The sequence below is a fragment of the Cellulomonas citrea genome (assembly GCF_009829685.1).
In the GTDB taxonomy this organism is placed as follows: domain Bacteria; phylum Actinomycetota; class Actinomycetes; order Actinomycetales; family Cellulomonadaceae; genus Cellulomonas; species Cellulomonas citrea.
The window spans coordinates 1-20,217 of record NZ_VWSD01000048.1; the positions used below are offsets into that span (position 1 = coordinate 1).

General features: G+C 73.1%; 24 protein-coding genes. 15 read left to right on the forward strand and 9 right to left on the reverse strand.

What is annotated here, in order from left to right; all coding sequences use genetic code 11:
- Window positions 1-687: LysR substrate-binding domain-containing protein (locus tag F2B26_RS07405; protein ID WP_159807938.1), on the forward strand; the 687-nt coding region annotated here is incomplete at its 5' end.
- 36 nt (window positions 688-723) lie between these two features.
- Here F2B26_RS07405 and F2B26_RS07410 read toward each other — a convergent pair.
- Both F2B26_RS07410 and F2B26_RS07415 read right to left on the reverse strand, forming a co-directional pair.
- A complete protein-coding gene (locus F2B26_RS07410; protein WP_438939171.1) occupies window positions 724-1,107 on the reverse strand; it encodes a YchJ family protein in 384 nt (127 codons plus the stop codon).
- A gap of 14 nt (window positions 1,108-1,121) precedes the next feature.
- Window positions 1,122-1,796, reverse strand: coding sequence for a response regulator transcription factor (locus tag F2B26_RS07415; RefSeq protein ID WP_159807940.1), 675 nt, complete (start codon window positions 1,794-1,796; stop codon window positions 1,122-1,124).
- Between the two features lie 56 nt (window positions 1,797-1,852).
- On the opposite strand from F2B26_RS07415, the gene F2B26_RS07420 reads away from it, so the two are divergent.
- From F2B26_RS07420 to F2B26_RS07440, 5 genes are all read left to right on the forward strand, one after another.
- Window positions 1,853-3,007: a sensor histidine kinase gene (locus F2B26_RS07420; RefSeq protein WP_159807942.1), complete on the forward strand. Its 1,155-nt coding sequence runs from the start codon at window positions 1,853-1,855 to the stop codon at window positions 3,005-3,007.
- Between the two features lie 245 nt (window positions 3,008-3,252).
- Complete coding sequence (locus tag F2B26_RS07425; RefSeq protein ID WP_159807944.1) at window positions 3,253-3,678, forward strand: hypothetical protein; 426 nt, start codon at window positions 3,253-3,255, stop codon at window positions 3,676-3,678.
- A 4-nt stretch (window positions 3,679-3,682) separates the two neighbouring features.
- Complete coding sequence (locus F2B26_RS07430; protein ID WP_159807946.1) at window positions 3,683-4,357, forward strand: signal peptidase I; 675 nt, start codon at window positions 3,683-3,685, stop codon at window positions 4,355-4,357.
- Complete coding sequence (locus tag F2B26_RS07435) at window positions 4,354-5,214, forward strand: hypothetical protein (protein WP_159807948.1); 861 nt, start codon at window positions 4,354-4,356, stop codon at window positions 5,212-5,214. Before F2B26_RS07430 ends, F2B26_RS07435 begins: the two co-directional genes overlap by 4 nt.
- A 145-nt stretch (window positions 5,215-5,359) precedes the next feature.
- Window positions 5,360-5,704 carry a hypothetical protein gene (locus F2B26_RS07440; RefSeq protein ID WP_159807950.1) on the forward strand — a complete coding sequence of 115 codons (345 nt, stop codon included), beginning with the start codon at window positions 5,360-5,362 and terminating at the stop codon, window positions 5,702-5,704.
- A gap of 13 nt (window positions 5,705-5,717) precedes the next feature.
- Here F2B26_RS07440 and F2B26_RS07445 read toward each other — a convergent pair whose 3' ends face one another.
- Together F2B26_RS07445 and F2B26_RS07450 are read right to left on the reverse strand one after the other, a co-directional pair.
- Entirely contained in the window at window positions 5,718-6,530 is an 813-nt protein-coding gene (locus F2B26_RS07445; RefSeq protein WP_159807952.1) for an SGNH/GDSL hydrolase family protein, read from the reverse strand.
- Window positions 6,531-6,640: 110 nt separating this feature from the next.
- A complete protein-coding gene (locus F2B26_RS07450) occupies window positions 6,641-7,318 on the reverse strand; it encodes a uracil-DNA glycosylase (RefSeq protein WP_159807954.1) in 678 nt (225 codons plus the stop codon).
- 88 nt (window positions 7,319-7,406) lie between these two features.
- Here F2B26_RS07450 and F2B26_RS07455 point away from each other — a divergent pair, with 88 nt between their 5' ends.
- The 7 genes from F2B26_RS07455 (at window position 7,407) to F2B26_RS07485 (ending at window position 14,467) form a co-directional block, all read left to right on the forward strand.
- Window positions 7,407-8,657, forward strand: a complete 1,251-nt coding sequence (locus F2B26_RS07455) for an ROK family protein (protein WP_159807956.1) — start codon at window positions 7,407-7,409, stop codon at window positions 8,655-8,657.
- A gap of 47 nt (window positions 8,658-8,704) precedes the next feature.
- Window positions 8,705-9,808: a sugar ABC transporter substrate-binding protein gene (locus tag F2B26_RS07460; RefSeq protein WP_159807958.1), complete on the forward strand. Its 1,104-nt coding sequence runs from the start codon at window positions 8,705-8,707 to the stop codon at window positions 9,806-9,808.
- Window positions 9,796-10,602 carry an ATP-binding cassette domain-containing protein gene (locus F2B26_RS07465; protein ID WP_235929551.1) on the forward strand — a complete coding sequence of 269 codons (807 nt, stop codon included), beginning with the start codon at window positions 9,796-9,798 and terminating at the stop codon, window positions 10,600-10,602. The genes F2B26_RS07460 and F2B26_RS07465 overlap by 13 nt, the downstream gene beginning before the upstream one ends.
- Window positions 10,599-11,795, forward strand: coding sequence for a sugar ABC transporter permease (locus tag F2B26_RS07470; protein ID WP_159807960.1), 1,197 nt, complete (start codon window positions 10,599-10,601; stop codon window positions 11,793-11,795). Before F2B26_RS07465 ends, F2B26_RS07470 begins: the two co-directional genes overlap by 4 nt.
- A 65-nt stretch (window positions 11,796-11,860) precedes the next feature.
- Window positions 11,861-13,201, forward strand: a complete 1,341-nt coding sequence (locus tag F2B26_RS07475; RefSeq protein WP_159807962.1) for a GH1 family beta-glucosidase — start codon at window positions 11,861-11,863, stop codon at window positions 13,199-13,201.
- Window positions 13,202-13,442: 241 nt separating this feature from the next.
- The gene (locus tag F2B26_RS07480) at window positions 13,443-13,739 is read left to right on the forward strand and encodes a DUF3263 domain-containing protein (RefSeq protein WP_159807964.1); all 297 of its coding nucleotides are present in this window, start codon (window positions 13,443-13,445) and stop codon (window positions 13,737-13,739) included.
- Between the two features lie 89 nt (window positions 13,740-13,828).
- Entirely contained in the window at window positions 13,829-14,467 is a 639-nt protein-coding gene (locus F2B26_RS07485) for a LytR C-terminal domain-containing protein (RefSeq protein ID WP_159807966.1), read from the forward strand.
- Window positions 14,468-14,475: 8 nt separating this feature from the next.
- Here F2B26_RS07485 and F2B26_RS07490 read toward each other — a convergent pair whose 3' ends face one another.
- Window positions 14,476-14,841, reverse strand: coding sequence for a hypothetical protein (locus F2B26_RS07490; protein ID WP_159807968.1), 366 nt, complete (start codon window positions 14,839-14,841; stop codon window positions 14,476-14,478).
- 204 nt (window positions 14,842-15,045) lie between these two features.
- On the opposite strand from F2B26_RS07490, the gene groL reads away from it, so the two are divergent.
- Together groL and fabG are read left to right on the forward strand one after the other, a co-directional pair.
- The gene (groL, locus tag F2B26_RS07495) at window positions 15,046-16,674 is read left to right on the forward strand and encodes a chaperonin GroEL (RefSeq protein WP_159807970.1); all 1,629 of its coding nucleotides are present in this window, start codon (window positions 15,046-15,048) and stop codon (window positions 16,672-16,674) included.
- Window positions 16,675-16,805: 131 nt separating this feature from the next.
- Window positions 16,806-17,582, forward strand: a complete 777-nt coding sequence (gene fabG, locus F2B26_RS07500; RefSeq protein ID WP_159807972.1) for a 3-oxoacyl-ACP reductase FabG — start codon at window positions 16,806-16,808, stop codon at window positions 17,580-17,582.
- A 71-nt stretch (window positions 17,583-17,653) separates the two neighbouring features.
- Here fabG and F2B26_RS07505 read toward each other — a convergent pair whose 3' ends face one another.
- From F2B26_RS07505 to F2B26_RS07520, 4 genes are all read right to left on the reverse strand, one after another.
- Window positions 17,654-18,172 (reverse strand): hypothetical protein, encoded by a 519-nt coding sequence (locus F2B26_RS07505; protein WP_159807974.1) that lies wholly within the window; start codon window positions 18,170-18,172, stop codon window positions 17,654-17,656.
- 67 nt (window positions 18,173-18,239) lie between these two features.
- Entirely contained in the window at window positions 18,240-19,460 is a 1,221-nt protein-coding gene (locus F2B26_RS07510; RefSeq protein WP_159807976.1) for a pyridoxal phosphate-dependent aminotransferase, read from the reverse strand.
- A 10-nt stretch (window positions 19,461-19,470) separates the two neighbouring features.
- Window positions 19,471-19,785, reverse strand: coding sequence for a DUF4031 domain-containing protein (locus F2B26_RS07515; RefSeq protein WP_159807978.1), 315 nt, complete (start codon window positions 19,783-19,785; stop codon window positions 19,471-19,473).
- A 52-nt stretch (window positions 19,786-19,837) separates the two neighbouring features.
- Window positions 19,838-20,128, reverse strand: coding sequence for a WXG100 family type VII secretion target (locus tag F2B26_RS07520; RefSeq protein WP_159807980.1), 291 nt, complete (start codon window positions 20,126-20,128; stop codon window positions 19,838-19,840).
- Between the last annotated feature and the right edge of the window lie 89 nt (window positions 20,129-20,217).

The window sequence follows — 20,217 nt, forward strand, 5'->3', positions numbered from 1 at the left end:
GTGCTCGCCGAGGCCGCGGCGGCCCGGGACGCGGTGGTGCGGGCCACCCGGGAGCTGTCCGGCCGGCTGGCCGTCGGCGCCGAACCGTGCCTGGGTGCGGTGGACGTCCCGCCGCTGCTCGAACGGTTCCACCGCCGGTACCCGCAGGTCGACATCAGCTACACCCAGACGGGCTCGCACGACCTGGTGTCCGCGGTGCGGGCCGGGCGGCTCGACGTCGCGTTCGTCGCCACCACCGAGCACCTGTCGGGGGTGCAGGCCACCGAGCTCGGGCGCCGGCCGCTCGTGCTGCTGTGCCCGCCCGACCACCGGCTGGCCCACGCCAAGGTGGACTGGGCCGATCTGCGCGACGCCGACTTCGTCGACTTCGACCCGGCCTGGGGGCTGCGCTCGCTCAACGACGGCGTCTGCGAGCGCGAGGGGGTGCGTCGGCACGTGCGCTGCTCGGTCGACGACGTGCACACGCTGCTCGACCTCGTGCACCGCGGGCTCGGCGTCGCCCTCGTGCCGCAGCACGTGGCGGCCAAGCCGCAGGCCGCGGGACTGGTCGCCGCGCGGTTGCCGGGGCGGGACGCACCCGCGTGGGTGGTGCAGGCCGTCACCCGTCCGACACCCGGGCCCCTCGCGCCGCGGCTGCTCGAGCTGCTCGAGGTCGCCCGGGCCGACGAGCCGGTCGCAGTCGGCTGAGCGGCGGGCCGAGCGGTGGGCTGAGCTGCGGGCCGGTCAGACCACGTCGCCGTCGACGTACCACCAGCGACCGCGTTCGCGGACGAACCTGCTGGTCTCCTGCTGCACGCCGCGGCCCTGCGGTGAGCGCCAGAACGCGCGGAACTCCACCGTCCCGCGGGTGTCCAGGGCGCTGCCGCCCGAGGTGGCGACCACGTCGAGCCGGTACCACGTGAGGGTCTCGTCGAGGCTCAGCTCGGCCGGTCGGGTCGAGGCGTGCCAGGTGCGGCGCAGGTAGGCCGCGTCGCCCACCGCGAACGCCGTGAACCGTGAGCGCATGAGCTGCTCGGCGGTGGGCGCCGGGCGGTCCCCCGCGAGCAGCGGCGCGCAGCACGCCGCGTCGTCCAGTCCGCTGCCGCACGGGCAGGGTGCGTCGACCACCGGGGTGCCGGGTCTCAGTCGACCGGTCCGGTCTCCTCGAGCAGCCGCAGCGCGGCGCTCACCCGCGGGTTGCGACGGGAGTCGGCGTCGATGCCGAGCGTCGCGTACAGGGCGTTCACGTGGTTCTGCACCGACTTCTCGGTGATCCCCAGCCGTTCGCCGATCCCGGCGTTCGACAGGCCCTCGGCCAGCAGCCGCAGCACGCCGAACTGCCGGTCGGTGAGCTTGGCGACCGAGGAACCGGCCCGGGGGGTGGCCTTGGCCAGCAGCGCCGGGTCGAGCACCGTGTGCCCGGCCGCCGCGGCGCGCAGCGCACCGACGAGCGTCTCCTCCGACGTCGAGGACGTCTTGGACAGGTAGCACCAGCCGTGCGCCACGTCCGGCGGCAGGTCGAGCAGCAGGTCCATCGCGTCGTGCGCGGACAGCAGGAGGATGCCCAGATGGGGCTGCGCGCGGCGCAGCTGGACACCGAGGGAGATGCCGTTGCCGTCCGGCAGGTCGATGTCCAGCACGACCACGTCGGCCAGCCCGGGGAGCAGGTTGCGCAGCGTCTCGGCCGCGGTGCCGGTCTGCAGCACCACCTTGAACGCGTCGTCGTAGTGGTCGAGCGTGCGCGCCAGCATCGCCCGGAACAGCGGCTGGTCCTCAACCAGGGCGACACGGAGGAAATCGGGAGGAATGGTGCTCATGGTCCGTCCAGTATGGTCGCGCCAGTCGGTGCCGTCAGTACCGTCAGGGAGATGACGTGAGCGAGATTGACCACACGTCGGTGCCCTTCCTCGCGCGAGGCGGTGACCGGCAGGCCCTGCTGCGCGGGACGGGGCTCGTCGCGCTCGGCTACGCCGTCGGTGCCTCGGTCCAGTCGGCGTACGTGCTCTCCGAGCAGGTGCCGCAGATGGGCGCGGTCCCGGTGTGGGCCCGGATCGGCGCCAACATGGCCGCGGTCGTCGCGCTGCTCGTGCTGCTCGCCGTGCAGCCGGTGCACCTGGTGCACACCTGGCGGCAGGCGGTGCCGCCGGTGCTGCTCGCCTCGGTGGGTGCGGCGGTGCTGCGGCTGGTCTGCCAGCGCGTGTTCGGGGTCACCCACGACTCGCTCGCCGCGTACCTCGTCGAGGGCGTCGGGGGAGCGGCCATCTGCGTGTTCTCGGCCGGGGTCGGGGTGTGGGCGATGCTCTTCGCCCGGTCCATGGGCGAACGCGCCCGGACCGCGGAGCGCGAGACCCTGCTCGTCGAGGTCGCCCTCGCAGCGCTCGAGGACGAGGAGATCCGGGTCCGTCGCGCGGTGGCCGAGGGGCTGCACGCGACCATGCAGCAGCGGCTCGTGATGATGGTCGCCCGGATGGACGGGCTGGCCACGAGGATCGAGCTCGGCGGCGGTGCACCGACGGACGTCGCGGCGCTGCGCGAGGTGCGGGTCGACCTGGAGCACCTGCGCGCGCAGGACGTGCGGGAGATGAGCCGGCTGCTCTACCCCGACCAGCTCGAGGTGGGGGTGGTGCCCGCGCTGCGCGCCCTGCTGCGCCGTGTCCCGACGAGCATCGCCACCCGGCTCGTGGTCGAGGACGATGTGCGGCTGCTCGACGACCCGGCCACCCCGATGCTCACCCAGGCCGAGCGGCTGCTGCTCGTTCGGGTGGTCGAGGAGGCCCTCACCAACGCGCTCAAGCACGCCCGGCCGACCTCGGTCGAGGTCGAGCTGCGCCGGGCCGGGGGTGCCCTGTCGCTCACGGTCACCGACGACGGGGCCGGTTTCGACCCCGCCCTCGTGACCCCGTCGGGCACGGCCCGGCTGCGCGACCGCATCACCCTCGTGGGCGGGCGGCTCGAGGTGGTCGGCGCGCCCGGCGAGGGCACCCGGGTGTTCGCCGCGGTCCCGGTCGACGCCCTGCGCGGGCGCTGACCTCACCTGCCGACCGCCGACGGGCCGGTCCGGACTGGCGGGCGTTCACCCGTTCGGCCCAGTCGCGGCGCTGTCCGAGATGCGTGGTCTGCCGCATTCGTGGTGTTCGTCACCGGGTGAAGAGAACGGACGATTCGGGCGCGCCGGGTGCTGGCACCCAGGTCAGCGCCGTGCCGGAGTCGATGAGGCGGTGGGCTGCACCCCGGGCCCGTCCTCACACCGCCGTCTCGACAGGAGCATCCCTGATGTCCGTCTCGTCCACCCATCGCAAGGTCCTGGCCGTGTCGCTCGCCGTCCTCGGCGTCGCGGGACTGTCGCTGGCCTCCGCGTCGACCCTCAACGTCACCGGCTCCGGCTCGACCATCCAGGCCGGGGTCGACGCCGTCGGCGCCTGCCAGGGCACCTCGGCGGTCGCCGCCTCGTTCGGTGCGCCGGTGCTGACCTCGGGTGCGTACCGGACCACCTCCGTCTCGCTGTCCGGCATCGTCGCCGCCTGCGCCGGCAAGAGCCTCAAGGTGGCGTTCCTGGACTCCACCGGCACCTCGGTGGAGTCGGCCGCGATCACGCTGCCCGCCGCCTCGGGCGCGACCCTGGCGACCCAGACCGTGACGGTCGGGTCGGGGCTGGACTCCGCGGCCCTGTCCAAGGTCGCCGTCACGATCTACGGCTGAGCACATGTCGAGGTCGGCAGCGCACGCGGTGCGCGGCGAACCGTTCGGTCGCCGCGCGCTGCGTGCTGCTCCGACCGTGCTGCTCTACCTGCTGGGCGCGTTCGCCGTCTGGTTCGTGTGGCCGACGAGCCTGGGCGGCTGCACGACGATCACGATCGTGTCCGGGCACTCGATGGAGCCGACGCTGCACAGCGGCGACCTGGTGCTCTCGCGCTGCGGTCAGGCCAAGGTCGGCGACATCGTCATCTACGCCCCGCCCGGGATGGACCGGTCGCGGGTGATCCACCGGGTGGTCGGCGGCGACGGTGCCACCGGCTGGACCATGCGAGGTGACAACAACGCCTGGGTCGACCCGTTCACGCCCACCGAGGACCGCGTCGTCGGGATCGCGAGGTTCCGGGTGCCCGGTCTGGGCTTGGCGACGAAGGTGCTGGTCAACCCGTGGGTGTGGGTGAGCGTGCTGGTGCTCGCCGGTGCCCTGCTCGTGTGGCCGTCGCGGACGCGGACCAAGGACGTTCCCGACGATGCGACGTCCGCCGACCCGGTGCCGGCCGATGCGGTCCCGGCCGTCCCGTCGCCGGCCGACCTGGAGCTCGCCGACCTGCTGCCGGCTGATGCGTCGCCGGCCGACCCGTCGTCCGCCCGGTGCGGCGAACCGGAACCGGTCGCCGCGCCGTGAGACCGCGCCGGACGCTCGCCGTGCTGCTCGTCGCCGCGTTCACCGCGGCGCTGGTCGGTGGTGTGGGCGGTGCCGGCGCCGCAGCGCTGACCGTGCACGCCGGCGGTGCCCAGGCCCTCGTCCTGGGCCGCTGCCAGTCCAGCCCGGTGACCGTGACGGCGGCGCCGCCCGAGGCGGGCGCGGCCGTCACATCGCTCGCCCTGGCCGGGCTGGACACCGCGGCCTGCGGCGGGCGCCCGGTGCGGGTGGAGGTCGTCGACCCGACCGCCACCGGTGGCTGGTCCTCGGCCGTCCGCGCGAGCGGCACGACGACCGTCGAGGCAGCGGCGGCCACTGTGGCCACCGACTCCTTCGTCCCCACCGGGGCGCTGACGGCCCGCGTCGTGATCGACGGCTGGACGGTGCCCAGCGCGTGGTCGGTGACCGCGGCCGTCGGGCTGCGCTGCGTCGATGCCACTGGACTGGGTCGCAGCTGCACCGTGGTGGTCGACCGCTACCAGGTGTGGCACGGTGGCTACCGGCTCGACTTCCATGTCGTGTCCACCTCGCTGCTCCCGTTCCGGTACGAGGTCCAGGCGGACCTGTCGGCGACGGGGCTCGACGTCGGTGCCCGCCAGGACGCGTTCCCCGGCTGGCCGGTGCCGGCTTCCCCGGGCCATCCGACCTGGTACCCCGTCGGCGTCCGGCTCACGAACGCCTGCATCGTCACGAGCGCCGGTGACCTGCCGGTGATCGCGCTGCGCGGTGCCGGCACCGGGTGGAATGACCTCGTCGCCCTCGGGTGGCCGGCGCGGGCGCTCGGCTTCCAGGTGGACGACACCGCGACCTTCCCCAGCGGGGCCGGCTGCCACTGGTGAGCTCGTGTGCCGTGCCGTTGCGCCGCTCGGGTGACGTCCGGGTGACACGGGCTACGGCAGTGGTGTGACGCCCGGGTGCAGCCTGGGTGCTGGCACCTAGCCTTGGATCGAGGCCGGGGCTCGTCCGGCCCGGTCGGGAGGTGCCGTGGCGGTGCACCTGAGCGGACGTGTCGGCTGGGCCCTGTCGCTCACCGGCCTGGCTGCTGCCGGCCTGTTCGCCTCCTGGCAGGCGGGGCAGCTGCAGCCGGTCGGCGGCTGCGACCAGTCCGCCGTGGTCTGGACCTACCAGGTGGGCCCGGCCGCGGACGGGCGCCCCCAGGTGCTCGGGGTGCGTTTCGACGACGTCCCGTCCTCGTGCACCGCGACCCCCGTCGAGGTGCGGTTCACCTCGGGCGGGCAGGTCGTCGACTCGAAGCGCACCACGCTCGGGCAGGGCGAGGTGCTCGCCGCCGTCCCGGCCGACGGTGCCACCTGGGTCCCGCTCGGCTGAGCGGTCCCGGCGTCTAGACCAGCGGCGCCAGCTGCGGTCGCTTGCCGGTCCGGCCGTCGCCGGAGGACCGCCCGTGCAGGTGCCGGTCGACCCAGGGCACGACGTGGTCGCGCGCCCACTGGGCGTCCTGCCGCCAGCGCTCCACCGTCCGTGCGGGGGGCAGCGGCACCAACGGGTCGTCCCAGTCCGGGGCGTCCGGAGCCAGCCCGAGCCCCACGAGCGCCGCCTGGGCCACCCGCTCGTGACCGTCCGGGGTGAGGTGGATCCGGTCGTCGGCCCACATCCGCCAGTCCTGCAGGCTCCGCATCCCCCACAGGTCGACCACGTAGGCGCCGTGCCGACGGGCGATCGACCACACGTGGGTGTTGAACACGGCGACCCGGGCGCGGTTGGCCCGCATGAGCGGGACGTCGCCGGTGTCGGTCCCGGCGCACAGCAGCACGTCGGCCCCGGCCTCCCGGGCGCGCACCACCCCCAGCTCGAGGCGCCGGGCGAGCGTGTCGGGGTTGGCGCCGATCCGCAGCAGGTCGTTGCCGCCGCCGACGAGGCTCACCAGGTCGGGCGCCATCTCGAGCGCCTCCGGCAGCTGCTCGCCGACGATCGGTCGCAGCAGCTTGCCGCGGACCGCGAGGTTGGCGTACTGCAGCGGCGGGTCACCGGCGGCCACGCGACGGTCGGACAGGTGCTCGGCGAGCCGGTCCGCCCAACCGCGCTGGGGTGCCTCGGGTCCGTCGGGCCCGTCCCACAGCCCCTCGGTGAACGAGTCCCCGATCGCCACGAACCGTTCCCACCGTGGCCCTGCCCCCGACGTCGCTGCTGCGCTCACGGGTCCATCGTGCCTCGTCCTCGGGCCGTCGGCCCGCAGCCTCTGTGTCGCACCGGGGTGCTCGGTGACCGTCGTGAGGCGGGTGCGCGGCTCGCGCGACCTCGGCGCGGCTAGGGCAGGCGCCAGTCGACCGGTTCGGCGCCCTGCTCGACGAGCAGCCGGTTGGCCGTCGAGAAGGGCTTGGAGCCGAAGAAGCCGCGGCTGGCCGACAGCGGGCTGGGGTGCACCGAGCGCACCGTGGGCACCGCGCCGAGCGCGGGGCCGAGGGACTGCGCGTCGCGCCCCCACAGGATCGCGACGAGCGGGCCGCCGCGGGCGACGAGGGCTGCGATCGCCTGGTCGGTGACCTGCTCCCAGCCCTTGCCGCGGTGCGAGGCGGGGGTGCCGGGGCGCACCGTGAGCACCCTGTTGAGCAGCATGACACCGCGGTCGGCCCAGGGGCTCAGGTCGCCGCAGGTCGGCTCCGGCACCCCCAGGTCGTCGACCAGCTCGCGGAAGATGTTCGCCAACGAGCGCGGCAGCGGCCGCACATCGGGCTGCACCGAGAACGACAGGCCCATCGGGTGCCCGGGCGTGGGGTAGGGGTCCTGCCCGACGATGAGCACCCGGACGTCGGCCATCGGGCGGGCGAACGCCCGCAGCACGCGGTCACCGGCCGGCAGGTACCCGCGCCCGGCCGCGACCTCGGCGCGCAGCAGGTCGCCCATCGCCCGGATGGTGGGTTCGACCGGGGCCAGGGCGCGCGCCCAGTCGGGTGCGACGAGCTCGTCGAGCGGGGCGGGTGGCACGTCAGCGAGCCTAGACGGGTGGCCCGGTCCGAGGCAGTGGCGGGCGGGGTCTTGACCCCTGGAGTTATTTCAGACTATAAACCATGTCATGAACGAACAGACGGGCGCCTCCCGCAAGGCCTCGGTCCGCGATGTGCGGCGCACCAACAGGGCACTCCTGCTGCGCCACGTCATGTTCGCCGGCGAGACCACGCGACCCGAGGCCGGTGCGGCCACGATGCTGTCGCCCGGAACCATCACCAACCTGGTGACCGAGCTCATCGCCGAGGGCACGGTCGTCGAGGGGCGCAAGCTCGACTCGCCCGGTGGACGGCCCCGCACCGTGCTGGCCGTCAACCCGCACGCGGCCGTCGTCTTCGGCGCGGACGTCGGCGAGGCCCAGGTCACCGTGGAGGCGTTCGACCTGGCGATGCGACGGCTCGGGGGGCGGACCCACGCCTTCACCGGCCGGCGGATCTCGCCGCAGACCGTGAGCTCGGTCGTCGCCGGTGCGGTCGGCGCCCTCACCACCGAGCTGGTCGCGTCCGGGGACTTCGGCGCCACGCCGACCATCCTCGGGATCGGGCTGGGCGTCCCGGGCATCGTCGAGCACCCTGACGTCTCCGCGGGGGACAGCGAGGCCCGCGACGAACCGCTCGTGCACGCCCAGGTCGTCGGCTGGGACTCGGTCCGGTTCAGTGAGCTCGCGGCCCAGCTGCCCGCCCCGCTGCTCATCGACAACGGCGCCAAGACCACCACCCAGGCCGAGGCCTGGTACGGCTCGGCGCAGGGGGTCGAGCACGGTGCGGTGGTGCTCATCGGCGACGGTGTCGGTGCCGGCATCATCACCAACGGCCGGCTCTACCGCGGATCCAGCAGCAGCGCGGGCGAGTGGGGGCACACCAAGATCAGCCTCGACGGCATCCGCTGCCGCTGCGGTGCGCGCGGCTGCGTCGAGACGTTCGTCGGCGCCTCGGCCGTCCTGGAGCGCTGGCGCGGTCGCGAGGACGCCTGGCTCGGCCGCGAGCCCGAGGGGATCGACGAGCTCTTCGCCGCCTACCACCAGGGCGACGAGGTCGCCGAGCGCTCGCTGCGTGACCTCATCCACCACCTCGGCATCGCGCTGTCGAACCTGGTCAACCTCTACAACCCGCAGAAGATCGTGGTCGGCGGCTGGTTCGGCGACCGCCTCGCCGAGGAGTTCCTCGCCGACATCGCCGCCGCCGTGCGCCGCTCCTCGCTCAGCCAGCCGGGCGCGGAGGTCGTCGTCGAGCGGTCGAGCCTCGGCCGCCGCGCCACGGCCCTCGGCGCCGCCACCCTGCCCCTGGACCGATTCATCGAGCGTGGCTGGCCCCAGTAGGGGCAGGTCCACGTGCACACCCCTCCACCCAACTGAAGGAGCTCGCAATGAAGCGACACCGTTCCGGCCTCGTGGGCCTGGCGGCCCTCGTGCTCGGCCTGGCCGCCTGCAGCAGCACGACCGGCACGCAGCAGTCCTCCCCTGGCGCCGGGGGTGGCACGGGAGGCGGCGCGATCACCATCGCGTTCCTCATGCCGTGCTCGACGTGCGCCGACCGGTTCGAGAGCAAGGACAAGCCGTACTTCGAGGAGGCAGTCAAGGCGATCGACCCCAGCATCACGGTCATCGCCAACAACGCCCAGGGCCAGGCCTCCACCCAGCTCCAGCAGGCCGAGTCGGCCCTCACCAACGGCGCCAAGGTGCTCGTCGTGAGCCCGTTCACGGCCGAGGCGGGCGCCTCCATCGTCGAGAAGGCCAAGGCCGACGGCGCCAGCGTGCTCGCCTACGACGGCCTCATCGAGGGTGCCGTGCCCGACGCCTACGTCTCGTTCCAGAACGAGAAGGTCGGTGAGCTGCAGGGCCAGTACATGCTCGACAACCTGCCGAAGGGCTCGACCGTCGCGATGATCAACGGCGACATCACCTCCGTGCCCGGGCGGGCCTTCAAGGAGGGTGCGCACAAGATCCTCGACCCGGCGTTCGCCGACGGCCGGCTCGTGCTCGGCTACGAGTCCGACACCGCGGGCTTCGACCCGGCGACCGGCCAGCGCTCGATGGAGCAGGCGCTCACCGCGCTCGGCGACAAGGTGCAGGGTGTCGTCGCCCCCAACGACGGCCTGGCCAACGCCGTCATCACGGCGCTCACGGCGCGCGGGCTCAACGGCAAGGTGCTCGTCACCGGCCAGGACGCCACCGACGCGGGCCTCACGAGCATCGTGCTGGGCGACCAGTCGATGACCGTCTACAAGTCGATCCGGGCCGAGGCGGAGGCGGCGGCGAAGATCGCCGTGGCCCTCGCCAAGGGTGACACCGCGACCGTGACGAGCATGGCGACGAGCACCGTCGACAACGGCACCGGGAAGATCCCGTCGCTGCTGCTCGACCCGGTCCCGGTCACCCGCGACACGATCAAGGACACCGTCATCAAGGACGGCTTCACCACGAAGGACAAGATCTGCTCCGGTGCGGCGGCGGCGAAGTGCCCGCTCTGACCTCGGACCTCGCGCTCCAGGACGGGCCGGTCACCGGCCGGCCCGTCCTGGAGATGCGGGGCATCGCCAAGCGGTACGGCCGGGTGGCGGCCCTCACCGACGTCGACTTCGCGGTCGCGGCGGGGGAGGTCGTGGCCCTGGTCGGCGACAACGGCGCGGGCAAGTCCACCCTGGTCAAGGCCATCGCGGGGACCCACCGCATCGACGCCGGGCAGATCCTGATCGACGGTGCGCCGGTGTCCATCGGCTCACCCTCGGACGCCTCGGCGCTCGGCATCGAGACCGTCTACCAGGACCTCGCGCTGTGCGACAACCTCGACGTCGTCGCCAACCTCTACCTCGGTCGTGAGCTGCGCCGGGGTGCGACCACCCTGCTGGACCACGAGACGATGGAACGGCGCGCGGCGGACGTCATCGCCGAGCTCTCGGCGCACCTGCCGGTGCTCACCTCGCCGGTGTCGGCGCTGTCCGGCGGACAGCGCCAGGCCATCGCCGTGAGCCGGGCCGCGCTGTGGGGCTCGCGCGTCGTGCTGCTCGACGAGCCGACGGCGGCCCTCGGTGTCGCGCAGACCGCGATGGTCTACCGCCTGGTGCGCGGCCTGCGCGACCGGGGCCTGGCCGTCGTCGTCATCTCGCACAACATGGCCGACGTCTTCGAGGTCGCCGACCGCATCGTCGTGCTGCGGCTCGGCCGCAACGCCGGCGAGTTCGACCCGCGCACGTCGCACCCCAACGACGTCGTCGCCGCGATCACGGGAAGCACGGCTGCGGCCGCCGGAGAGGACCTGGCATGAGCACGCAGACCGCCACCGCGCAGGTGGCCGCACCGGTGTGGCGGCGGCTGCCGCTGCCACGTGACACCGGGAGCCTGACCGTCGTCGTCGGCCTCGTCCTCGTCTGGGTCGTGTTCCAGACCCTCAACGCCAACTTCCTGTCGGCCCGGAACCTGTCGAACCTCGTGCTGCAGATCGCGGTCCTCGGGACGCTGGCGATCGGCATGGTCATCGTGCTCGTCCTGGGCGAGATCGACCTGTCCGTCGGGGCCATCGCCGGGGTGAGCGCTGCGGTCATGGCCCTCGCGGTGAGCGACCACGGCTGGAACGCCGCCGCGGGGATCGCGCTGGCGCTCGTCGTCGGGGCCGCGATCGGCCTCGCGCACGGGGCGATCATCACCGCGTTCGGCATCCCGTCGTTCATCGTCACCCTCGCCGGGCTGCTCGTCTGGCAGGGCGTCCAGCTCGCCCTGGTCGGTGACGGCGGTGAGATCCCGATCCGCGACCCGTTCATCCGGGGGATCGCCTCGACCTACGTCCCGGTGGCCACCGGGTGGGTGATCGTCTGCGCCGCGCTCGTCGCGATGGCGCTCGTGCGGCTCGCCGTGCGTCGTCGTCGGACCCGGCTGGGCCTGGCCGTCCCGCCGCTCGCGTCCGAGCTCGTGACCGCGCTGGTCACGGTGGTGCTCGTCGTCGGTGTGGTCGCGGTGCTGGACAGCTACTTCGGCATCCCGTGGGTGCTGGTGTTCCTCGTCACCCTCATGACGGTGTGCACGCTCGTCATGCGTGAGACCCGGCTGGGACGTCACCTCTACGCGATCGGCGGCAACGCCGAGGCCGCGCGCCGCTCGGGCATCCGGGTGCGGGGGGCGACCGTGGCCGTGTTCGTCATCGTCTCGGCCATCGCGGCGGCCGCGGGGATCATCGAGGCCTCCCGCCAGTTCTCGGCCTCCAACGCGCTGGGTGGCGGCACGCTGCAGCTCAACGCGATCGCCGCGGCGGTCATCGGCGGGACCAGCCTGTTCGGCGGGCGTGGGCGCGTCTACCACGCCCTGCTCGGGGCGCTCGTCGTCGGCAGCGTCCAGAACGGGCTCGACCTGCTGGGGCAACCGGCCGCGATCAAGAACGTGGCGACCGGCGTGATCCTCATCATCGCCGTGATCGTGGACGCCCTCGGTCGGCGGCGCCGGCTCGCCAGGGGTTCGACCGACTGACGGCGGGGGCGCCGTCGGCCTGCCCGGCCCGTGCACCGCTCGACCTGCACATGCGAAGGAGACCCATGTCCGCGATCCACTTCCCCGACGGGTTCCTCTGGGGTGCCGCCACCGCGGCCTACCAGATCGAGGGTGCTGTCGACGAGGACGGGCGGGGGCCGTCGATCTGGGACACGTTCTCCCGGCGGCCCGGAGCCGTGCTGCGGGGTGACACCGGCGACATCGCCTGCGACCACTACCACCGGTGGGAGCAGGACCTCGACCTGCTCGTCGACCTGGGGGTGGGTGCCTACCGGTTCTCGGTCGCCTGGCCCCGGGTGGTCCCGGACGCCGACGGTGCGGTGAACACCCGCGGCCTCGACTTCTACGACCGGCTGGTCGACGGCCTGCTCGCCCGCGGCATCTCCCCGATGGTGACGCTCTACCACTGGGACCTGCCGCAGGCGCTGCAGGACCTCGGCGGGTGGGCCGAGCGCACGACGACCGACCGGTTCGTCGACTACGCGCTCGCGGTGCACGGCCGGCTCGGCGACCGCGTGCCGCACTGGCTCACGCTCAACGAGCCGTACTGCGCGGCGTTCGTGGGGCACCTCGAGGGCCGGCACGCACCCGGTCTCACGGACGAGGCCACGGCCGTCACGGCGCTGCACCACCTGCTGCTCGCGCACGGCAAGGCCGTCGAGGCGCTGCGTGCGGACGGGGTCACCGGCCAGGTGGGGATCACGTGCAACCTCACCTCCCCGCACCCGGCCACGGCCGACGAGGCCGACGTCGCGGCCACGACGCGGCTCGACCTGTACGAGAACCGGATGTTCCTGGACCCGCTGTTCCGCGGCGCCTACCCGGCAGACGCACCCGCCTACTACCGCGACGTCACGGACTTCTCGTTCGTCCACGACGGCGACCTGGCGACCATCGCCGCACCGGTCGACTACTTCGGGATCAACTACTACGAGCGCCACCTCGTGCGGGCCGACCCCGCGGACCTCGTGCGCGGCTGGCAGCGGGTGCCCGACCCGCACCCGACGCCCGGCGGCATCGGCGTGCACCCCGAGGGGCTGCACGAGGTGCTCACCCGGGTGAGCAAGGAGTACACGTCCGTCCCGCTGGTCGTCACCGAGACCGGTATCGCCCTGCACGACTACGTCGACCCGAACGGCGAGATCCGCGACGACGAGCGGGTCGCGTTCTACGAGGGTCACGTCCGCGCGGCGCACCGGGCGCTGGAGGACGGGGTCGACCTGGTCGGCTTCTTCCCCTGGTCGCTCATGGACAACTACGAGTGGGCCTGGGGCTACGGCTACCGGTTCGGCATGTACCACGTCGACTACGCCACCCAGACGCGCCGCCCCAAGCGCAGTGCGCACTGGTTCGCCCAGCTCGCACGGGCCAACGCCCTGGGTTGAGACCCGAGCGCCCGGATGCTCGGCCGGGAGTCGCACGGCCGGTGGTGCCCGCTCACCCGTGCCCGGCGGGGACCGCCGTCTCGGCCCGTGGCCTCGGGGCCACCGTCGAATGACACCGGTGTGGTTCCCGGCGTAGGCTCGTCCCTGTCCCGCCGGGGCCGCACGTCGGCTCCACTGATGGCCCCTCGGGGGCCGCAGGCGCGCAGCACGGGACGGACGTTCGGACGGACAGGGAGGGCTGATGGACCAGACCGCACGCACGATGGTCGAGGACGCTCCCGTCGAGCTGTCCGAGCGCGACCGCCAGGTGCTCGACTTCGAGCGGCAGTGGTGGAAGTACGCCGGCGCCAAGGAGCAGGCCGTCCGCGAGCTGTTCGACATGTCGGCCACCCGGTACTACCAGGTGCTCAACGCCCTCATCGACGACCAGGCCGCGCTCGCGTACGACCCGATGCTCGTCAAGCGGCTGCGCCGGATGCGGGCGTCGCGTCAGCGTGCGCGCACGGCTCGTCGCCTGGGTGTCGAACCGCTCGTCTGAGCGAGCCGAGCGCCTCGTCCGGGGCGGGGCGCGCCGGTCGCGGCCGGCCTGAGCCCGGGCTCACGGTTCGAGCCGCTAGCCTGTCCGCCGTGAGCAAGGCCTCCTACCCCTACCCGGACGACGAGTTCGACGCCCCCTCGGGCGACGACAGCCCGCGCGGGGTGCACCGCGCACCGCGGTCGGCCTGGCGCCGCTGGTGGCCGTTCCTGGCCGTCATCATCGTGGTGCCGGCGCTGGTGTTCGCCGGCGTCACGTACGCCGCGAAGAACGGCTACGTCTCCCACCTGCCTGGGGTGCCGGGCTCGAGCGCCTCCGCCGGCGACGACGCGTCGGACGACGCCGCAGCGGACGACGGCTCGGCCGACGACGGCGCGACGGCTCCCGCTCCGAGCACACCGGCACCGCCTCCCGCGACCCAGCCGCCGGCCACCACGGCCCCGGCCGCGCCGGTGCTCAGCACGAAGGTCTCGGTGGTCAACGCGGCCGGGATCTCGGGGCTCGCGGCCACGGCGTCGTCCAAGCTGCAGAAGGCCGGGTTCACCGCGGTGAGCGCGACCAACGGCTCGAAGAGCGGGACCACCACCTCGACGGTGTTCTACGCCTCGGAGGACCTCGCGCCGACGGCCAAGCTGGTCGCCTCGACCCTCGGGCTCACCACGGTGACCCAGTCGGCCGACAAGTCCGGTGGTGCGATCACGGTGCTGCTCGTCTCCAAGCTGCCCAGCTGATCGCTCGGTCAGGTCGGGTCACAGCTCTCGTCGGGCGGGTCCGCGCTGGCCTCCGGCGGTCTGGCGCCGGCCTCCGGCGGGGCCGTGCCCCCCTGCGCCGGGTTGAGGGTGCCCAGCTGCGGCCCGGGTCGGGCGGGGGCGTCGTCGGGCGTCTGGCGGATGTCCTGCTGCTGACGTTCCAGCTCGGCGGTCAGGTGCACCTGCGACGGCTGGAAGAGCTCGACCAGGTCCCCCAGGGCGCCGGTCGGGCCGCCGCCCGTCCGTCGCGGTCGGGGAGCACGTCGGTCGAACCAGCCGCGCGCGACCGCCCGGTCGAGGGCGAGCAGCGCGAGCGCCGAGACAGCGACCACCACGAGCCAGCCCACGGGTCCCATCGCTCCACGGTAGCGACTGCTCGCTTGCACTCGAAGGGGTCGAGTGCCAACCTTGACCTAGCACTCTCGTACCGAGAGTGACAAAGGACCACCCGGCCACCCGGTGAGGTCCGGCAGGCCGCGGGACGTGACCGTGGGCGCCGGGCCGTCCGTCGCGGGCATCGGCACGCCGGTCACATCACCGACAGAAGGATCGATAGCCACATGGCCAAGATCATCGCCTTCGACGAGGAGGCACGGCGGAGCATGGAGCGAGGGCTCAACGTCCTCGCCGACACCGTCAAGGTCACCCTGGGCCCGAAGGGCCGCAACGTCGTGCTCGACAAGAAGTGGGGCGCGCCGACGATCACCAACGACGGTGTGTCCATCGCCAAGGAGATCGACCTGGAGGACCCGTTCGAGCGCATCGGCGCCGAGCTGGTCAAGGAGGTCGCCAAGAAGACCGACGACGTCGCCGGTGACGGCACCACCACCGCGACCGTGCTCGCCCAGGCGCTCGTGCACGAGGGTCTGCGCAACGTGGTCGCCGGCGCCAACCCGATCGCCCTCAAGCGCGGCATCGAGAAGGCCGTCGAGGCCGTCACCGCCGAGCTGCTGGCCCAGGCCAAGGAGATCGAGACCAAGGAGGAGATCGCCGCCACGGCCGCCATCTCCGCCGCCGACCCGGCCATCGGCGAGCTCATCGCCGAGGCGCTGGACAAGGTCGGCAAGGAAGGCGTCATCACCGTCGAGGAGTCCAACGCGCTCGGTCTCGAGCTCGAGCTCACCGAGGGCATGCGCTTCGACAAGGGCTTCCTGTCGGCGTACTTCGTCACCGACCCGGAGCGCCAGGAGGCCGTCCTCGAGGACGCCTACGTGCTGCTCGTCGAGGGCAAGATCTCCAACGTCAAGGACGTCCTGCCGCTGCTGGAGAAGGTCATCCAGGCCGGCAAGCCGCTGTTCATCGTGGCCGAGGACGTCGAGGGCGAGGCTCTCGCGACCCTGGTCGTCAACAAGATCCGCGGCACCTTCCGCTCCGTGGCCGTCAAGGCCCCGGGCTTCGGCGACCGCCGCAAGGCCATGCTGCAGGACATCGCGATCCTCACCGGTGGCCAGGTCGTGTCCGAGACCGTCGGCCTCAAGCTCGACACCGTCGGCCTCGAGGTGCTCGGCACCGCCCGCAAGATCGTCGTCACGAAGGACGAGACGACCATCGTCGAGGGCGCTGGCGAGGCCGACCAGATCGCCGGTCGGGTCAACCAGATCCGCGCCGAGATCGAGAACTCGGACTCCGACTACGACCGTGAGAAGCTCCAGGAGCGTCTCGCCAAGCTCGCCGGTGGCGTCGCCGTCATCAAGGCCGGCGCGGCCACCGAGGTCGAGCTCAAGGAGCGCAAGCACCGCATCGAGGACGCGGTGCGCAACGCCAAGGCGGCTGTCGAGGAGGGCATCGTCGCCGGTGGTGGCGTCGCGCTCATCCAGGCCGGCAAGACGGCGTTCGAGAAGCTCGTGCTCGAGGGCGACGAGGCGACCGGGGCGAACATCGTCAAGGTCGCGATCGACGCGCCGCTCAAGCAGATCGCGGTCAACGCGGGCTTCGAGGGTGGCGTCGTCGTGGAGAAGGTCCGTCACCTGCCCGTCGGCCACGGCCTGAACGCCGCGACCAACGTGTACGAGGACCTGCTCGCGGCCGGTGTCGCCGACCCGGTCAAGGTCACCCGCTCGGCGCTGCAGAACGCTGCGTCGATCGCCGGCCTGTTCCTCACCACGGAGGCCGTCGTGGCCGACAAGCCGGAGAAGGCTCCGGCCGCCCCGGCCGGTGGCGACGGCGGCATGGGCGGCATGGACTTCTGAGTCCAGCCCCACCCTGCATCGACGACGGGGCCGGTCACCTTCGGGTGGCCGGCCCCGTCGTCGTCTCAGGCCTCAAGCGGTGTCCGGGCGGCCGGGCGTCGGTCGCCATCGCCGGCTGCCATGATGCGGGGATGTTCACGCCTGTCACGGACCGCGTCGTCGTCGTCACCGGAGCGAGTCGGGGCATCGGGCTGGGCATCGCGCGGGTCTTCGCGGCAAGTGGCGCGCGGCTCGTGATCACCGGGCGTGACGCCGGCCGGCTGGAGGAGGCCGCGGACGAGCTGCGCGCGCTGGACGCCCAGGTCGAGGCGGTGGTCGCCGACGTGGCGCGCCCGGAGGACTGCCAGCACATGGCCGACCGCGCCGTGCAGCGCTTCGGCGGCATCGACGTGCTGTGCGCCAACGCCGGCATCTACCCGCAGGCGGCGGTCGCGACGATGACCCCCGACGAGCTCGTCGAGACCATGACCACCAACCTGGGCGGCACGGTGTGGTCCCTGCAGGCGTGCCTGCCGGCGCTCGTGGCCAGCGGGCACGGCCGGGTCGTGGTCGTCAGCTCGATCACCGGCACCCTCACCGGGCTGCCGAGGTTCGCCCACTACGGCGCGAGCAAGGCGGCGCAGGTCGGGTTCGTGCGCACGGCCGCCGTCGAGCTGGCCCCGCACGCGGTCACCGTCAACGCCGTGCTGCCGGGCAACATCGCGACCGAGGGGCTGGCCGGGCTCGGCCCCGAGTACCTGAGCCAGATGACGGCGGCCATCCCGATGGGGCGGCTGGGCGCCGTCGAGGACATCGGCCACGCGGTGCTGTTCCTGGCCACCGACGAGGCGCGGTTCATCACCGGCCAGACCCTCGTGGTCGACGGCGGCCAGGTGCTGCCGGAGGCCGGCGCCGGCGCGCAGGGCTGAGCGCCGCTCACCCTCGGGTGACCAGGCCGCTGCACCTGTGACGCCGGTGTGCGGCGCGGTCCTCCTTCGCCTCAGGGCTGCGGCGGGGCGTACGGCGCCTGGGGACCCGGCTGCGTCGTCGGGTAGCCCGGGGGTACGGCAGGACTCGTCGGGTAGGTGGGGGCCGTTCCGTAGCCGCCGGACCCGCCGCCGGCCCCGGACCCGTCGCCGGCCCCGGGCCCGTAGCCGCCCGGTCCGTAGCCGCCCGCCCCGTAGGCGCCTGGCCCGTAGGCGCTCGGTCCGTAGCCGCCCGGTCCGTAGGAACCGGGCCCGTAGCCGCTCCCGGCGGGCGGCCAGGCACCGCGCAGCCGCTGCTCGATGGGCCACTCCTTGAACGCGAAGAGGATCATGAACACGAGGTTGGCGACCGGGATCAGCATGAGCAGGCCGTACGACAGGGGGTACCCGGCCTTGCGAGCGATCCGCATGTAGAGGTAGATCATGAACGCCATCGCGGCGAGCTCGATGATCCCCACAACCACGAAGACGACGCTCATCCCGGCGAGCGCAGCTCCTGCGGCGCCGGAGGAGTCGCTGGAGTCGAGCAGCATGGTGGTTCCTTCCCCCGGGGGGATGGAGCTGAGTGCGTCGCGGTCCCCCCGGCCGCGCGCACCCGGGCTACTGGCGGTAGCTCGACAGGAAGTTCCCCAGCCGTTCGATGGCCTCGGCCAGGACGCGGGCCTCGGGGAGCGTGACCACCCGCAGGTGGTCCGGGCTCGGCCAGTTGAAGCCGGTGCCGGGCACCAGCAGGATCCGCTCGTTGACCAGCAGGTCGTAGACCAGCTTCTGGTCGTCGTGGATCTCGTGCACCTCGGGGTCCAGGCGGGGGAACAGGTAGAGCGCGCCGCCGGGCCGGGTGCAGCTGACGCCGGGGATCGAGTTGAGACCGGTGTGCGCCACCTCGAGCTGTTCGTACAGGCGACCGCCGGGGGCGACGAGCGCGTCGATCGACTGGACGCCGCCGAGCGCGGCCTGCACGGCGTGCTGGGCCGGGACGTTGGGGCACAGCCGGGTCGAGGCGAGCAGGTTGATGCCCTCGATGAACCCGGCGGCGTGCTCGCGCGGCCCGGTGAGCACGAGCCAGCCGGACCGGAAACCGGCGACCCGGTAGGTCTTGGACAGCCCGTTGAACGTGAGCACGAGCTGGTCGGGTGCCACCTGGGCCATCGAGGTGTGCGTGGCGTTGTCGTAGAGGATCCGGTCGTAGATCTCGTCGGCCAGGATGAGCAGCGAGTGCTCGGCGGCGAGCTTCGCCAGCTTCTCGAGCACCTCGCGCGGGTAGACGGCGCCCGTCGGGTTGTTCGGGTTGATCACGACGAGGGCCTTGGTGCGCGGCGTGATGAGCGACTCGAGGTGGTCCAGGTCGGGCTGCCAGTCGTTGGCCTCGTCGCACCGGTAGTGCACCGGGGTGCCGCCGGCGAGCGATGTCATGGCCGTCCACAGCGGGTAGTCCGGGGCCGGGATGAGCACCTCGTCGCCCTCGTCGAGCAACGCCTGCAGGACGACGGTGATGAGCTCGGAGACGCCGTTGCCGAGGTAGACGTCGTCGACGTCGAACCGCGGGAACTCCGGCACGGTCTCGTAGCGGGTGACCACGGCGCGGCGGGCGGACTGGATGCCGCGGGACTCGGAGTAACCGTGCGCGTGCGGGATGGCGGCGATGACGTCCCGGACGATCTGGTGCGGGGCCTCGAACCCGAACTCGGCGGGGTTGCCGGTGTTGAGCCACAGCACCTTGAGCCCCTCGGCCTCCAGGCGAGCGGCCTCGGTCACGGCCTTGCCGCGGATCTCGTAGAGGACGTTCTTCAGCTTGGAGGACTGGTCGAGGGAGCGAGGCATGGATCCGAGCCTAGCCTCGTGCCCCTGCGTCCCCGGGGCGCTTGTTCGACGTGGACCGCTCCTGGCGGGCGTGGCGGGGCACCCGGAGCCCGCTCGCACGCAGTCGCCGCACGAGCTCGTGGGCGTCCACCGGCTGGGCACCGAGGGCGACGAGCTCGTCGTACCGGGCCAGCGGGACGTCGTAGTGGTCGTGGTCGAAGGCCCGCTCGGGCAGCCCGGCGCGGGCGGCGAACGCGTGCAGCTCGGCGAGCGAGGTGTCGCTCACCAGGTGGCCCCAGAGCGTCTCGTGCCGGGGCCACATCGGCGGGTCCACGAGCACGGCCATGACCGGGAGCCTACGGCCGGCCACCGGGACCGGCCGCAGGCTCCCGGCCCGGTCAGCCGGCGAACATGCGCGCCGCCTGGTTCTCGGCCTCGTCGTAGGTGCGCGCCGCGGTCTGCATGGCGGCCGTGATCTGGGCCAGCGACCGGTCGACGTGCGCCGCCGCCGCACCCCAGTCGGTGACGATCGCCGCGAACTGGCCGGAGGCCGCGCCCTGCCAGTCGCTCTGCAGGTCGGCGAGCTGGCGCTGCATCCCGGCGACCTCGTTCGCGATGGTGGCCGCGCGGGCCTGGACCGCGGCGGCGGTGCTCGCCAGCGCGGCGGCGTCGACCTGGTATCTGCTCATCAATGGCCTCCTGGAGTCGGCGGGCCGGTGTGCCCGCGCGACCAGGTTTGCCGTCCCCGGGGCGCCGTGCGGCCCCGTGCGCGCCGGTG